General features: G+C 43.5%; 12 protein-coding genes. 2 read left to right on the top strand and 10 right to left on the bottom strand.

Annotation, left to right across the window (positions count from 1 at the left end):
• Window positions 1-2: 2 nt before the first annotated feature.
• A complete protein-coding gene (locus PQG66_RS13660) occupies window positions 3-1,622 on the bottom strand; it encodes a xylulokinase (RefSeq protein ID WP_272038271.1) in 1,620 nt (539 codons plus the stop codon).
• 423 nt (window positions 1,623-2,045) lie between these two features.
• On the opposite strand from PQG66_RS13660, the gene PQG66_RS13655 reads away from it, so the two are divergent.
• Window positions 2,046-3,137 carry a GntR family transcriptional regulator gene (locus PQG66_RS13655; RefSeq protein WP_272038270.1) on the top strand — a complete coding sequence of 364 codons (1,092 nt, stop codon included), beginning with the start codon at window positions 2,046-2,048 and terminating at the stop codon, window positions 3,135-3,137.
• Window positions 3,138-3,424: 287 nt separating this feature from the next.
• Here the strand turns inward: PQG66_RS13655 and PQG66_RS13650 are convergent, their stop codons facing one another.
• From PQG66_RS13650 to PQG66_RS13630, 5 genes are all read right to left on the bottom strand, one after another.
• The gene (locus PQG66_RS13650) at window positions 3,425-4,636 is read right to left on the bottom strand and encodes a sensor histidine kinase (RefSeq protein WP_272038269.1); all 1,212 of its coding nucleotides are present in this window, start codon (window positions 4,634-4,636) and stop codon (window positions 3,425-3,427) included.
• A 156-nt stretch (window positions 4,637-4,792) separates the two neighbouring features.
• Window positions 4,793-5,338 (bottom strand): 50S ribosomal protein L25, encoded by a 546-nt coding sequence (locus tag PQG66_RS13645; protein WP_272038268.1) that lies wholly within the window; start codon window positions 5,336-5,338, stop codon window positions 4,793-4,795.
• A 233-nt stretch (window positions 5,339-5,571) separates the two neighbouring features.
• Window positions 5,572-7,431: a hypothetical protein gene (locus PQG66_RS13640; protein WP_272038267.1), complete on the bottom strand. Its 1,860-nt coding sequence runs from the start codon at window positions 7,429-7,431 to the stop codon at window positions 5,572-5,574.
• 11 nt (window positions 7,432-7,442) lie between these two features.
• Entirely contained in the window at window positions 7,443-9,734 is a 2,292-nt protein-coding gene (locus PQG66_RS13635; RefSeq protein WP_272038266.1) for a glycosyltransferase family 2 protein, read from the bottom strand.
• Window positions 9,734-10,828, bottom strand: coding sequence for a bifunctional glycosyltransferase family 2/GtrA family protein (locus PQG66_RS13630; protein ID WP_272038265.1), 1,095 nt, complete (start codon window positions 10,826-10,828; stop codon window positions 9,734-9,736). The genes PQG66_RS13635 and PQG66_RS13630 overlap by 1 nt, the downstream gene beginning before the upstream one ends.
• Before the next feature lie 242 nt (window positions 10,829-11,070).
• Between PQG66_RS13630 and PQG66_RS13625 the strand changes: the two genes are divergently transcribed.
• Complete coding sequence (locus PQG66_RS13625; RefSeq protein ID WP_272038264.1) at window positions 11,071-11,559, top strand: GNAT family N-acetyltransferase; 489 nt, start codon at window positions 11,071-11,073, stop codon at window positions 11,557-11,559.
• 109 nt (window positions 11,560-11,668) lie between these two features.
• Here PQG66_RS13625 and PQG66_RS13620 read toward each other — a convergent pair whose 3' ends face one another.
• The 4 genes from PQG66_RS13620 to PQG66_RS13605 form a co-directional block, all read right to left on the bottom strand.
• Window positions 11,669-12,745 carry a hypothetical protein gene (locus PQG66_RS13620; RefSeq protein ID WP_272038263.1) on the bottom strand — a complete coding sequence of 359 codons (1,077 nt, stop codon included), beginning with the start codon at window positions 12,743-12,745 and terminating at the stop codon, window positions 11,669-11,671.
• A gap of 78 nt (window positions 12,746-12,823) precedes the next feature.
• The gene (locus PQG66_RS13615) at window positions 12,824-13,894 is read right to left on the bottom strand and encodes a hypothetical protein (protein WP_272038262.1); all 1,071 of its coding nucleotides are present in this window, start codon (window positions 13,892-13,894) and stop codon (window positions 12,824-12,826) included.
• Between the two features lie 234 nt (window positions 13,895-14,128).
• Window positions 14,129-15,175: a hypothetical protein gene (locus PQG66_RS13610; protein WP_272038261.1), complete on the bottom strand. Its 1,047-nt coding sequence runs from the start codon at window positions 15,173-15,175 to the stop codon at window positions 14,129-14,131.
• Entirely contained in the window at window positions 15,150-15,737 is a 588-nt protein-coding gene (locus PQG66_RS13605; RefSeq protein WP_272038260.1) for an RNA polymerase sigma factor, read from the bottom strand. Before PQG66_RS13605 ends, PQG66_RS13610 begins: the two co-directional genes overlap by 26 nt.
• Between the last annotated feature and the right edge of the window lie 154 nt (window positions 15,738-15,891).

The raw sequence follows: 15,891 nt of genomic DNA, 5'->3' as shown, positions 1-15,891 counted from the left end.
GTTTAGTTCCCTCCGTTCTCAACCAGATGCTCTACAGCAGCGTGCTCAATGGCAAGTCCGTTCCGGTAGCGTTCGATAAAAGCTTCAAACCCTTTCACATCCGCGGCTTCCGGTGCCACTTCCATTCCTTCAACATCCTTGAACACCTTCTGCTCCAGGAAAACGTCCAGCGTTTCTTGCTCACCCTGATTGATCAGGTATGAAGCCAGCAAAGCCATTCCCCATGCTCCGCCTTCACCAGCGGTAGACATCACGGATACTGGAACATTCATGGCCGCGGCCACAATTCGCTGACCCACTACTGGTGTCTTAAACAGACCTCCATGTGCCAAGATGCTGTCGATCGCAACTTGCTCCTTCTCGGTCAGAATGTCCATACCGATTTTGAGCGCGCCGAAGGCACTGAACAGATGCGTACGCATGAAATTCGCCAAGGTAAACTTGCTTTCCGGTGAACGGACGAACAACGGACGTCCATGTTCTAACCCTGTAATATTTTCTCCGGAGTAATATCCGTAGCTGAGCAATCCGCCACCATCCGGGTCAGCCTCAAGCGCCTTGTTAAACAACACACTGAACAGCTTGCCCGAATCAGCCTCCATGCCCATCGCTTGAGCGAACTCGCGGAATAATCCGATCCATGCATTCAGATCACTGGAGCAGTTGTTGGCATGCACCATGCCGACTGGACTGCCATCTGGTGTCGTCACCATATCAATCTCGGGATATACTCGAGACAATTCCTTCTCCAATACGATCATGGCAAACACCGACGTACCCACCGAAATATTACCTGTCCGTTTACGAACACTGTTTGTGGCGACCATACCGGTTCCTGCATCACCTTCCGGTGCACACAGCGGAATGCCCGATGCCAGCTCTCCTGATGGATCAAGCAGCTTCGCCCCGGCTTCCGTCAATGCCCCTGCCTGTTCTCCTGCGAGATAAACCTTCGGTAGCAAATCTTCGACCTTCCAAGGGTAACCTTTACTAGCAATGTGCTCATTAAACTGCTCAATCATCGCCGGATGGTAATTATGCGTGGCCTCGTCAATCGGGAACATGCCCGATGCATCGCCGATCCCGATCGCCTTATTGCCCGTTAGCAGCCAATGGATGTAACCAGCGAGCGTGGTCAGGTAATCAATCTGAGGTACATGTTGTTCTCCGTTCAGAATCGCTTGATACAGGTGGGCAATGCTCCAGCGCTCAGGGATATTGAATTGCAACAGCTCGGTCAGCTCACGTGCAGCCGCACCTGTCGTTGAGTTACGCCAAGTACGGAACGGTACGAGCATCTCTCCTGTCTGATCCAGCGCGATATATCCATGCATCATCGCCGAGAAACCGATTGAACCAACCGTCGTCAGCCCAACACCGTACGTCTGCTGCACATCCTGCTTCAATTCTCGGTACGCCGTCTGCAAACCCGTGATAATATCCTCCTGATTGTACGTCCAATAGCCATCTTTCAGCAGGTTCTCCCACTCATAACTACCGGAGGCAATCGTCTCAAAATGCTCATCAATCAGAACTGCTTTAATGCGCGTTGATCCAAGCTCAATCCCAAGTGAAGTTGTGCCCTTGGCAATGGCTTCTTTCACACCCACATGACTTGTCACTTCCGCATTTCCCCTCTCTCATTGCCATCTTCGTCCGAGGAATGGCATCGATTCCGGTGCACACTCAATCATGTACAGTTCCACTTCCGTTAATGGCTATAATCTATTTCAGCATTCTAAGAATGCGCTTTCCTATTCTGACAGCCTTAGTATATTTTTTGTACGTACATTTGTCAATGAGATATCAAAGTTATACTCACAAAGAGCTTTATTTGCTAAAAATCTCACTCCAACAACGTACTTTCATCCAATTGTCTACTAAAATTGTAAGGTTCAATTTGATAAAATCGATCTAACTTGTACGCATAACTCCAAAAATTGTACGGTTTTACTTGCAAGTGAAGCAAACCATGCTAGAATATGTACGTACAACTTGAGCGATAATGATACTATATTGATGTTACAACGAAAGAAGTGGACCATATGAAACCTAAATACCAAGTAATTATTGATGATATAAAGAGCCATATTCTGTCGGGGGCGTACAGCATTGGCGAGCAGATTCCAACGGAATCTGCATTGCAGGACAGCTACAACGTAAGCCGTCAGACGGTACGCAAGGCTATTTTGGAGTTATCTAACGAAGGATTTTTACGCAGCGAAAAAGGGTCGGGGACCTATGTCAGCCAGCAATATCGCTTGCGAGCGGGTGGCAGTAGCTCCAAGAAAACAATCGGCGTCATTACCACCTATATCTCGGACTATATTTTCCCTTCCATTATTCGCGGTATCGAAAGTCGTCTGAATGAGGACAACTACTCCCTACTGCTTGCCAGTACGAACAACGATGTGGCCCAAGAGAAAAAAGCACTTGAAATGATGCTGTCGTATGGTGTGGATGGTTTGATTGTGGAGCCAACTAAAAGCAACTTGTATAACCCGAATATTGCATACTACCTGTCGTTTAAGGAACAGGACGTACCGTTTGTGATGATCAATGCATTTTATGAAGAGTTAGAGGTGCCTTTCTTCTGTCTGGATGACGTGCAGTCCAGTTATCTCGCCACTAAGGAATTAATCTCCAAGGGCCATACCCAGATAGGCATTATTGCCAAAATGGATGACCTGCAAGGAAAGTACCGAATGAAGGGATACATCAAGGCACTGGGGGAGGCAAAACTGAGGTTTCATCCCGAGCATGTGCTCTCGTTTGACACCGCATCAAAAGCCGATCTGTCCTCAAACGTGACAGCTTACCTTCAGGAAAATCGGGATGCGCTCACCGCAATCGTCTGTTACAACGACGAGGTTGGATTGGAGGTCGTGCATGCTTGCCGCCAGCTTGGTATTTCGATCCCGAATGAGCTGTCGATAATTGGTCAGGATAATTCATACATCGCCAAAAATGCAAACATCAAACTCACTACACTCACTCATCCCCAAGAGCAGATGGGGCGTGATGCTGCCGATTGGGTCATTCGTAAGCTGCAGGGGAAGAAAGACCTTCCCAATCAAACCTACTATACGCCTGAACTGGTAGAGGGAGAAACCGTGAAGGAGATGGAGATCGAGTGAGTAATTTTCACCGCAAGCACAGAAGAACAGAAATAGGCTGCCTCTCGGCAGCCTTCCTCTAGATTATTTTTCGTATCCTGATATATTCTCGTTCTGCTTCTATTCCTCTGTCATGCTCTTCAACGATCTCAATTAAAAGAAGGTTAGCTGTAACAATCTTCCCCTTGTTGCCAAATACATCGACCTTTCCTCCGAACTCCACGACCTTATACCAATTCTCCGTCGCTCAACCTAAACATGGCTTCAATCGTTGCCAGTGAGAAGGGAATCTCCCACACGCCGTCCCCTTAGTTGCGATCTGCAACCGGAAACGCAAGGATTACCGTTGTTCCCTCTCCCTTCTTACTCTGATATTTAATCGTTCCGCCAACCTTCTCCACAATATTGAAACAGATCATCAGGCCCAGTCCCGTACCATTCGTTTTGAGCGAATAAAACGGTGTACCCAGAGCTTTTATTTCCTCTTCCGCCATTCCGCAGCCTTGATCGACAATTTTGATTTCAACCGTATCTCTCACAACCCTAGCCGTTACATGAACCGTCTCTCCTGTATCTGAGGCTTCAAGAGCGTTTTTGATCAGATTAATGATGACTTGCTTGAATTCAACGGGATTGATAAGAATGATGCATCCTTCTCTAACCTGGATATCTATATGTTTATTGGATAGCATCGCGTAAGAGCCGAGCAGACTAGCAACTCCTTCAAGCACTTCGTTAACATCTACTTTTTCAACTACCATCTCTCTACTTGGCTTGGCCATGGATAAAAACTGAGAGGTTACCTGTTCCACCGTGTTCAGCTCATCAATCATTAGCGCAAACTTCGATCTATCGGAAGTGTTAAAGTTAGAATTTTCTTGATACAACTGTAGAAACCCCCGTACCACCGTGACTGGATTACGAATTTCATGAGCAACGGCTGCCGTTAGGTGTGATACCATTTTGAGACGTTCGGATTGCTGCACCTGTTCCATATATAATTCCTGCTTGCGTATACGATCAAAGGTCAGATAAAAAATAAGGAACAACAGTAGCTGACTAGCAATAATATTAATTAGATTACCTGTCATATCTGCATGTATATAGGTGTACTCCGTCTCTTGCTTATGCATGTAGGTCGTCACGATGACCAGTAGAATCACATTCAGACTGATTGAGATATAAAATAATTTGAAATCATAGAACAGAATGGCGAGTGCAGGAAGTAGACAGATCATAATGTAAGTAGTCCACGTCTGAGGATAGATCAAAGCAAGCGTGTAGAAATAAACAAAGCCGAGCAAGATGATGCTGAGTCGAAACACAAACGTTTCATAGCGGGGATAAACTAGTAAACAGGCCGATATAATTACAACACATAATAAATGGATTAGATAACCCATAGTGACCGTTTGAAGCTCTGCGGTAGAGACAACTAATCCAGCTGCCATTAAAATAATCATTAAGCACATAGATATGTTATAGGTCTTTCGATTGACAGGACTGTGCAGTTCCTTCATACATTCATCACCTTTGTTCGGGAATTTCATATATAGTATTGTATCTCATTTCCCGCCTCACCTTCTATGGATGAGGAATATTTATTTCTACACCCTACCCAAATAGGCTGCATGGACATATAGTCCATGCAGCTTGTTAAATATTGGTGAAAATACTTAAGGTTTGATAACGGACATAAGTGACTCATTACCTTCGGAAATAACCGTTACTTCCGGTGCAAACTTGGCATCCTCGACATGCAAGGTTTCTCCAATCTCCATGTCACTGATATCAAACTCTACCACAGTTGGCAAATGACGAGGTAGAGCCTCCACTTCAATAGCAGCTAACTGAACTTGAACAACACCACCGGTTTTAGTACCTACAGGTGTTCCGTTGAACTTGACAGGAATTTTAGTGCGCAGCACTTCGCCGCTCTGTACCTGTTGAAAATCGACGTGAATCAAATCATGTGTCACCGGATCACGTTGCAGATCCTCTAGCAACACGGTAAGTGAAGGCTTCCCTTCAAACTGCAGTTCAATAAAGCCAGAAGTTCCTTGTTTCAGCCATTTTTGAAATGGAATCTTCGGTATATGAATCATCTCATTCTCCGTGTTTTTGCCAAAAACAATACCTGGCAGGCGGCCAGATTGGCGTAAGTTACGAAGTTTGGAAGTATTTAATCTAATGCGGGTTTCCGCTTGTAATTGAGTAGTCATGCTATGTTCGCTCCTCTGCATTCAATGATTTTTTGTATATCCTGACCATCCAACTTTCCCCTGCGGGGGCTAAAGAGAGAAACATAGCATCACCACCTCCACATTGCATCGCATTCAGATACATTTAATGTTAGTTCCCCATAATATACAGTAAGGCACTCTACTCGGAAGAGTAGAATGCCCATGGGATGCTTTAAGCCTATCATAGAAACAATCTTTTGTCGATTGAGAGATCATGTCAAAGTAAGTACAATCCGATCCCCGGAATGGGTAATTTTGTAGATCCCTTTTTGCACATCAATACCGTAGTGTTTTTTCAATAGCCACTCAGCATTGGAATCTGTCTCGATCACCACAAGATAATCATAGTTACTGAGCAGATTGTCCATATTATCTTCATAAAACAGCACGATGGCATCTACATGGGGAGCATACAGAAAATACCTGCCTATATATTGCATATAATAGCTTGTGACCTGTTGATCTCGGTCAGACCCATAGAACAGATACTTATTCGTGTCCTCCTGACCACCCGTATACCACCGATCGCCTGTAACGGAATAGACTTCGTAGGGAAGCGTCTTGTTGTAACTGCTAGTTATAGACATCATGCCATTATACTCGGATAATAGGATTGTCACTGCGAGCGCTACACAGGCGATGATCCCCTGTTGATAGTGCCTTTTGGTCTGCACCGTTTTGAAAGCCTGGTAATCAGGAACTTCTCCAATGCGATAATGGAACGTACGTTCAATGTCAACGGCTGCACAGAGCACCAATCCACCAGCAAACAGCACAACGATACTCGATGCATAACGCTCAAACCCTGCCAGCTTTATCGCCTCATCCACCGGCATGGAGTACAGATAGAGAGCCAGAATACCAACATAGTACAGTAGGACAACTACATTAAGTGCAATTAGCACTTTCCAGAGGTTCCACTTCTTCTTCAGCACCACATAAGCGACAATGGAAGCTGCAATAGCGGCTATCTGGAAAATCACAATTCCTAGCACTGGTCTAGTTGTAATATCTATGCTTGATTTCAGGAACAGCTCCAGGATCTGCCACTTCTGCTCTGCAGTTTTACCCGCCTTCAGTGCCGCCGCAGCTCCCTCGAACTTGTTGTCGACACCGTGAAATACCGTTGCCATACGCCAGCTCCAGCTAAAATAGGGAAGCAGTGCGCCTGTAATCGTACCGACCACAGCGAGTCCGATCTTCCAGCTGGCACGTTGTTTATTCGTAAGCCAGTTGTATACGAGAAAGATTAGCCCGATGGCTGCAAATATAATGCCCGTGCTTTTGATTATCGTTAGCAGACCAGCCAGCGGGAGAATAATGATACACGCTCGTTTAAGGTCGTGTCGATACTGATATATCGCTGCCACCATCGCTAACGCGTAGATTGGAAGCAGGAAGTCTACCAGCAGGTTAGTGATGCGAATCGTCAAGTTGAAGAACGACAAGGTGGATAAGCCAAACCCAAGAAACGCATACAGCAGGAACCGCTTTTTCTCAGACACGATGCCGAACATGGCATAAAAGCAGGAAAAGATCAGCAGTCCCTGCGCCAGCAGCATTGTCGATTGGGCATGTCCCATAAAACGGCAGATATAATAGATGAACGACGATGTGCCGAGTGGATAATTTTTAAACTCAATCAGATCGGAATTCGGTGTTGGGAATGCATTGGTACTAAGCATTTCTTTGACGACAATGGCCCAATGTGAGAAATTATCGTAGTGTGTTAGCTCCGTCTGGAACAGAATCAGCAGAAATACGAAAACTCCACCCAGAAAGCTCCATTGAAATAGCGAGAATGGAAAGAACCATGGACCACGTTTGCTCTGGTACAGGGCTTGTACCACTCTTCCTCTTAATAGCAGTAAGCCTGCAACTAGCACAACCATGCTGCCGATAAAGAGTTGCCCTGCGAGTCCAGCAAAATAGATGATACAGGCGATTGCCGAGAACACAAATATCGGAATGAACTCCCACCGGATGGCCAGAACTCTACGAACAAACTGCATATAACCAGCCATCGATAGGATGAGTAAAATGCCCATCACAAGTTGAAGCAAAAACAGCATGTCGATCTCTCCTAACCTTCTTTGGTGAACAGCTTAGCTTGTGGATGGACCAAATCACTCAGTAATTGATCGATCAAACCACGCCCTAAGATCTCATCGATATTCTCTACGGAGAGAAGCACTTCACGTCTGTTCGCTGTTGTTTTTCCCGTATGCTTCAAGACCACTTCAATATGGCTTTCGGTATAAAAGGTGACCTCTGCCCCCTCTGCAATGTTACCTTGCAGATCAGTCGCGGAGAAAAAACGATAATTGAAGCTGAGCAGCGTACAGCTGGCATGATTCGTGAACGTCACGGGAAGATGAAGGGATAGCCTAGGCATCTTTCGCTGATCTGATTTGGGCTGAACAATCCGTTTTTTCACATTACGCAGCATGTCATCGTACGCGGTATCCCATAGATTCATCTGCTCTGGCAGCGAGTGCTTCCGGTCATAGATGAGCTGCATATACTGACGATTGTCCGTCTCACTAAGCGGCTGAACTGTCGCTGAATAACGCCAGCCTTCGCCATCTGCTTTGACATAAACGATAACAGCATCAAGTTTCGCTTCATATCGACTCGATTTCACCACTAAAGAGATGGTCTTCTGCTCTGGCAAATAAATCGGAACCGGAACGTAAAACGCAATGCCATTCTCCGAAAGATCCACGGTTTTGGCCTCGTAACTCAGGGTGTTGTCCGGATAACGGATGATGACATCTTCCTGCGCACGAATTCGTTCATTCTCCCGGTATGCCCGGCGCCCAATCATGAAGAAGAGGGCATAGAACAAGGCAATCATATTGTAAACCAGCCAGAAGATGATAATGCTGCTGAAGAACAGAGCGATACCATACTTGCCATTCACGTACCTTATAATTGCGGCGATCGATAGGATGAGTAGGAAAATATGAGGCAGCGCATATTTCATTGAAGCAATCCACTCACGTCCCGTAGAACGACTTTTGTTAGTCACTTTGAACTTACGCTCACGAATTCCCACCGTTTCCAGAACGACGGGCCAGATCAGATATGGCATGAAGATCGTATCAATGACCTGACTCCAGCGCTGATTCCGTATATTACTGGACAGATACCTCATGGACAGGCTGTAGAAGAAATACGAAGGCAACCAGAAGATCAGAATCTGCCAGAAGGTTGTATTTACGATCTGAAAGTCAAACAAAGCAAACAAAATCGGTGACATGATAAAGATAAGTCTGTTGAAAAAAGACCACCAATACAAAAAACTGCTCACATAGGTCACCCTGGTCCAGAAGGGTAATTTTCTGGAGAACGGTGCACGTGTATTTTGTAAACTCTGGATAATCCCCCTTGCCCAGCGAATCCGCTGTTTGATCATGCTCGGAATTGTAGTTGTCGTCTGCCCTGCAGCCTGAACCTCCTGCGTGGCATACGTGATATACCCTTCCTGCTGCAAGCGGATGCTCGTCTCAAAATCCTCCGTGATGGTGTTCAGCGGGAATCCGCCGATATCCACCATACCTTGCCGGGAAATTACTGTGTTACTCCCCGTATACGCGACTGCATTGGACGCATTGCGTAGAATGTTCACCTCGCGGGAAAAGAAGTCCTGTTCATTCGGAATACCTTGCTCCGCATAGAGATTGAACTGGAATAGATCCGGGTTGTAGAAGCTTTGCGGGGTCTGTACCAGCCCCAGCTTGAAGCTTGGGTCGATCTCATCCTCACGGCGAAGCCGCCATTGTCCATTTTCTTCAATAAAGGTAGAGAGAAGGAAGTAAGGAACGGTTTTCATTAGAAATGTATGCTGCGGAATCATATCTGCATCAAAGGTGGCGATTAGTGGAGAATTCGTCTTGCTAAGTGCATTGTTCAGGTTACCCGATTTGGCATCCTTGTTACCGGGGAATCCCAGATACCCGATCCCGAACTGATTAGCCAGTTCCTCCACTTCAGGTCTTGCGCCATCATCACATAGATAGATATGCACCTTCGATTTGTCCGGGTAATCCATAAACGTACAAGCATTCACCGTTTTATATAAAAGGTCAACCGGTTCATTATGTGTAGCAATAAACACATCGACATGCGGATAATATTCATCCGGGATTACAGGTAAATCAAGCTGTGCCCGTTTTTTCTGCATCTTTTGAAAGAATAACTCAAAGGTCGTCAGTACAGTGACCGTCTCAGCTATGATCAGCAGCATGCCAAAAATGACATTCAACACACCTTCTCCCCATGGCAGCGTAAAGAACGTACGCCAGATCAGATAGATCGTCATGAGGATCATGGTGATGATAAAAAATATATTTTGCCTTTTCTCGTTTTGCACTACGACCGCTTCCTCCTTGCTGCAAATACCCATCTGCGCTGCAACTGAAAGCTGAGCAAGAACAACAAGACATCACATACAAACTTCGCCGCCTTCTCGTTCACCATGAATAGGGTATGGAATATATAGACACCTGTACTCGACAGTAAAATAATCAGACCGCATAGCGTTAAATAACGCCACAGGCTGCCCCGGCTGTCTTCCTTTTGAAACACAAAATTTCTGTTCAGTGCATAATTAACGACGATAGAGATGACTCGGGCAATCACAGTAGCGAGCAAAATTCTCAAATAATGTTGATCCCCCATCATAGGGCGCAGAAAATCAATCAAAAACCAGGCAATGCCCAAATCAACTACAGAGCTTGCAACCGATGATGAGATAAAACGAAAGAAATTCGAGAATAGTACTCCCATAACTCGGGCACTATCCTGAAAAGCTTTGAAATGCGTGCCTGCATTGCCATTTTCATAGATGACTTGAATAGGTACCGTGTGTATGCCAATACCCGATTGGATACAGGAGATCAACATCTGTAGCTCGTATTCAAAACGCTTGCCGCGAACGGCCAGCATAAACGACAATAACTCTGTGCTGAAGGCTCGCAGTCCTGTCTGAGTATCGGACAATTTCTTTCCATATAACATGGCAAAAATAAATGATGTCATGCGATTGCCAAACAAAGACTTCGGCGGAATACCGCCCTCACTGAAATCCCTCACACCGAGCAATAATTCACTTGGACGACGTTTGGCTTCCTGTGCAATACGATACACATCTTCAGCGGCATGTTGACCATCAGAATCCGCAGTAACGACGTAATGATCCTTTCCATAATGCTGTGCTATGTAACGAAATCCTGTCTTTAGCGCCTCACCTTTTCCCTGATTCACGGCGTGTCGCAACAATATACATCCAGTATCTTCTAATTCTTCAAAAAAATGATGGTATGTTTCTCCAGAACCATCATCTACAATGACCAACTTCGTAAAACCGTATTCTCGCAACTGACGTACATAGGATAAAAGTCTACCATCTGGTTCCAGCGAAGGAATGAGGATGATTGTTTCTTCCTTTGCTTTTGCTATAATCATCCGAAATGAGCCCCAATTCGACATATTTTGTTGAAAAACTTGTTGCAAATTAGCGTTAATATCTTCTTGAATATAGGAGAGTATACCACCGAAAAGGTAGGTAGTAAACGAACAATTTAGTAATCTAATGGAAAAAAATAATATTAAAGAACTAGCCCTTTAGTAAACAAGTCTATTCTTTTTCGACAAATGGTGATCTATATTAGGAAGCAAGTTTCATTAGAATCAAAGGAGAGTTGCATATGAAAATCATTGAGAGCCGGCTCATTCCGATTGCACAACGAAATGATTTTTGGAGTGAGCACTGGGGAAGTCCGGAGATGGTCATCTCAACTGGCGTCTATTCCGTTGATAAGCTGGAAGGTTACGCAGTACTGAATGAACATGGAGAAATTAGAGGGTATATTACATACGTTATGCATGAATCAGGATGCGAAGTGATCTCGTTGGACAGTCTGGACGAAAATAAGGGAATCGGTTCAGCTCTCTTGAGAAGAGTAGAGGACACTGCACGACAAGCAAATCAGAGAAACATTCAGGTGATCACCACAAATGATAACCTCCACGCTCTTCTTTTTTATCAAAAAAGGGGGTACCAGATCATCCGTGTGTATCCCGATGCAGTAGCCAAAGCAAGAGCTGTGAAACCAAGCATCCCTCTCGTTTCAGATCAAGGTATCCCCATTAGGGACGAGATGCTTCTGCAAAAGATACTGATACCCGACAATTAAATATTCAAAGGATTAATGTGATTGACTATGATATAAAAAGAGGCGACTCCCCATAGACTGAACTAGGAGAGCCGCTTCTTGTTAGGATATTCTATTTACTCATCGAGAATTAGTTGATTAATATTTTTGGGTCCTCATTTGGCGCCCCTACGATCACGAGTCCGCCATAGCTGAGTTGCAGACCATACTTCTCAACGGTAAACTCAGTAAATGAACCGTTTGAATCTACTGTGGCAGTAACTGTAGGAGCACCTTTTTTGGTGAACGTCAGTATGTTATTATCCCACGCATTTGTGCCTCTTGTTCCCTTATACCCTTTCAGATCGAGATTTAGCATCTTTTTCGCATCTCTTGTTGCATTCTTGGTTAGCGTATCCAATGTCAGTTTCTTGATCTTTTCATCTTTAGATTTTTCTTTCTTTTGGAATTCATCGTAACTAGCTACGCTCTTACCGCTACTATCAAATGCACCCGTGTGGAGCAGTTCCAGCGTTTCATCCTCAATTGCAAAGGTTACAGTCATCGTTTTCGATGTATACTTGTATTTGTACACGTTTGGTTTGCCATCGACCACAAACACACGATCTAACTTCTCCCCCTTCTTGATCTTTCCGTTGGTAAGATTGGATATGACCTGAGTAGCCTTCTTCTGCACGCTTGCCGGGGCTTTGTCAGGAGCATAATTTACGCCAAAGACCTTACCGTTATCCTCCATAAACACTTGTTTATTTTGTTTGGCATTCGATGAGATTGTACCCACGCGGTAAATAGACTCTGATATATCCACATGCTTTGGTTCTTCCCCCGGGAACAACGCTTTCCACGTTTCCTTCAGTTTGGTTTGATATTTTCCACCATTTAGATCTTCATAATTGATATTAATATTGAGAGAATCGAGCTTTCCATTCGCTTCTTTATAAGAAATACTATCTTTCTTGAAGCCCTCTCTTTGAAAATTCACAAAACCTTTCATACCTGTCCCTTGAGTTAACGTATACGTATTTCCCGTCAGCTCTTTCAGTTTATTCTGGGCCTGCTGCATAAGCTTCTGATCAGGCTTAACATCCTGTGAAGCTTTGATATTTACCGGATTTGATGCATCTGCCTGAACGGGTGTCTGGCATCCTAGCAAACTTCCTGATAATAAAGTTACCCCGATAATAGGGAGAATTCTCTTCTTGTTCATAGTTATAGATTCCTTTCTTTTGCAATACTTATGATTTTCTAAATATAAGTTCAACTCTAAGCTATTTTTGAATACCTATTAATCAATTAACAATTTGAGTTCTTCATTGGCAGGACCTACGATGGTATTGCCGTAGAAATTCATATCCTGACCATACTTATCAACGACAAAGCTTCTAAACGATCCATCTTTATTGAAGCTCGCAGTGACGGAAGGAGCACCTTCTTTCGTGAACGTCATAGAATCCTCATCCCATGGGTTTGTTCCTCTTTCTCCCTTATATCCTTTCAAATCCAGATTCAGCATATATTTGGCGTCTCTCATTGCGTTTTTCATCAATGTGTCCAACGTCAACTTCTTAATTGTCGCGCTTTTTTCTTTTTCTCTTGCCTGAAATTCCTCATAATTGTTTACACTTGTACCGTCAGAATGATGCACGTATGCTTGGAGCACTTCCATTGTTTGTTCTTCAATAGCAAAGGTTACATCCACTGCTTTGGATTTATACTTATATTGATACACATTCGGTTGGCCTTCGCTAACATACACACGATCCAACTTGGCGCCCTGCTTGACCTTTCCATCGGTAAACTTGGAGAATACCTCGTCAGCCTTTTTCTGCACACTTGTCGGGGCATCGTCAGGAGCATAATCTACACCATAAACATGGACATTCTCTTTCATGAAAATTTGCTTGTTTTGCATTGCATTCGATGAGAATGTTCCCGTATAGAAGGCGGACTCTGAAATATTCACGAACTTTGGCTCTTCCCCTGGAAACAGAGCATCCCATGTTTCCTTCAGTTTGGTTTGATATTTTCCACCTTTTAGATCTTCATAATTGATCTTAATGCTGATATGTTCGAGCTCTCCATTCGCTTTATACGCAATGATATCATTGAAATTTTCTCTATTAAAATGGATCGAATCTTTCGTAGTCGTTCCTTGAATTAACGTATACGTATTTCCTGTTAATTCTTTAACCTTAGCCTGAGCCTTTTGCATAAGTGTTTGCTCTGATTTGGCACCTTGTTCCACACTTGAATTAACGTTGTTAGATGAATTTGCTTGAGTCGTTGTATTATATCCAAGCAGACTTCCTGATAGCAAGGCTGCTCCGACGATGGGGATCATTATTTTTTTGTTCATGGTTATAAAACTCCTTTGTTTTGTTTTTTTATTTTGCTTACTCGCATTTTTATTAAAATGTTTCCATCATGTTGATGTGAGTCTTACTGAATCTTACTGAGTCTTACAAAAAACAGAATTTGTCACCTCCTCTCTCCGCCTTAAACCGAGCAGTACCCCGTTCAGTTTGTCAGGCAATTCAGCTTAATTCAGCTCGCAGCTTATGATCTAATCCAGCCTAATTCCTGCAATCCCCTATAGCTCAATCTCAATATAGTAGATCTTCCCTTTAGAGGTGTACACCGCAGTCACGTCTGGAGAACCCGATTTGGTGAATTCTAATGTATCAAACCGGTATTCTTTTTTGGATACGCTATAATCAGCTAAGTCCAAATTCATCCATGCTTTAGCTTGTTTCACAGTTTCCTCACGAACTTTATCCAGTTCAATTGATCTGGTTTGCTCGACTAATTCATTATATTTATTTTTATCATCCAATTTATCAAGTTGATCCGACAACGGGAAGGCTACTAGTCTTGTGATCTGGTTCGTATTTTTTTGTACATCAACGAGGACAGTTCCCTTGTTTGTCTTATACACGAACTTATACACCGGGTTTTGATCGGGTCTTAGGATCATTCGACTCACTGACCGCTTAGTCTGTTTAAAATCACCCAGTTTATTGAACACTTGATCTGCAGCATCTTTTGTGGCATCTGGAACCTGGTTCTCTCGAATAGGTTGTGAGGCATACGTCCAGTTACCCTGGAGGAATGTGATAGATCTATTTTCGTTCATCGCCTCGATCTTATATTGGTCAGGCATATATTGATACATAACTACATCATTAATTTTTCCTCCTTGAGGGAAAATCTCATCCCAAACCCTTTGCAACTGGCTCTTAAACTCCTGATCCTTAATGTCATCAAAGCTAATCATTCCCGAATGAAAATTCTTAATCTTATCCCCATCCAAACTTAAACTTGTTGCAAACAGTGTATCTGCCTTTTCTTTTGGATTTTCCTCCATTTCTTTGATAAATGGATTGACATATCCTTGCAAGGATAGCCGTTCTATAGTTTGGGCCACGACAGGAGTTAGCGACACACAAAAAGCAACCAATGCTGCTGTGATGACTCCCACTCTTCTTGTGAAGAATGGCCGTTGTGATCGTACACTTTTGGAGTTAAGCCTTCTTACAACCTGATCACTCATGCTGTGCTCAGGCGTCTCTGTATCCCGAATCATTTGTTCCACTTCGTGAATACTTAATCGTTTAGATCGATCTGGTAATTGACGCATTCACTTTTCCTCCTTCAAGAACATCCTTTGATTGTAGCTTTCTGCGAAGGCGTTCATATTTTTTGCGAACGGTTGCCGGCTTCATATTCATGATTTCACCGATCTCATTAAAGTGATAATGTTGAATGGCCCGCAGAACCAATATATTTCTCTCTTCGGTAGTCAGTAAATTTAGAAATTCCTTTAGTGTGGTTTGGCTCTCTACTTCTTCAGTCGATGCCTCAGATTGGTCATATTTATAACGATCTATGAATTGGAACCATCTTTTTTTGCTGCGAATTTGATTCAGACTGTAATTGTAGGCAATTTTGTACAGCCATGCCGAAAATGACATATTCGGCCGATACCTATGTATCTGTTCATACACTCTAATAAATATCTCTTGTGCTGCATCCTCGGCCTCTTCCTTGTTTTTGAGTATATGGTAACAATAGATATACATTGGTTTTTCAAAGGTTTTTATAATTGAAGCAAAAGCTTCCTTATCCCCATGTTTAGTTCGTTCAACTAACATTTCAATTTCTTCTGAGTTTGATTTGGATGCTACGTAGTCTTTATCCAAAAGTCTTACCTCCTCCTGCCTACACTCTTACTACACCAGAGCAGATCATTTTGTGACAACAGCATCAAAATAAATAAAAAAAACATTTTATATAGGAAAAAGCACTCTTCTAAATAAACCTTTCATGACACAATTAACGAGAGGTTTACATATA

It is taken from the genome of Paenibacillus sp. JJ-100 (assembly GCF_948329825.1).
Lineage (GTDB): Bacteria > Bacillota > Bacilli > Paenibacillales > Paenibacillaceae > Paenibacillus.
The sequence above is the reverse complement of the archived record's forward strand: the minus strand, read 5'-3'. Positions and strand labels throughout refer to the sequence as shown.

Coding starts and splice junctions, on each gene's coding strand:
- PQG66_RS13655 (WP_272038270.1), top strand. CDS start 2,046: ATGAAACCTAAATACCAAGTAATTATTGATGATATAAAGAGCCATATT.
- PQG66_RS13650 (WP_272038269.1), bottom strand. CDS start 4,636: ATGAAGGAACTGCACAGTCCTGTCAATCGAAAGACCTATAACATATCT.
- PQG66_RS13645 (WP_272038268.1), bottom strand. CDS start 5,338: ATGACTACTCAATTACAAGCGGAAACCCGCATTAGATTAAATACTTCC.
- PQG66_RS13640 (WP_272038267.1), bottom strand. CDS start 7,431: ATGCTGTTTTTGCTTCAACTTGTGATGGGCATTTTACTCATCCTATCG.
- PQG66_RS13630 (WP_272038265.1), bottom strand. CDS start 10,828: ATGATTATAGCAAAAGCAAAGGAAGAAACAATCATCCTCATTCCTTCG.
- PQG66_RS13625 (WP_272038264.1), top strand. CDS start 11,071: ATGAAAATCATTGAGAGCCGGCTCATTCCGATTGCACAACGAAATGAT.
- PQG66_RS13620 (WP_272038263.1), bottom strand. CDS start 12,745: ATGAACAAGAAGAGAATTCTCCCTATTATCGGGGTAACTTTATTATCA.
- PQG66_RS13615 (WP_272038262.1), bottom strand. CDS start 13,894: ATGAACAAAAAAATAATGATCCCCATCGTCGGAGCAGCCTTGCTATCA.
- PQG66_RS13610 (WP_272038261.1), bottom strand. CDS start 15,175: ATGCGTCAATTACCAGATCGATCTAAACGATTAAGTATTCACGAAGTG.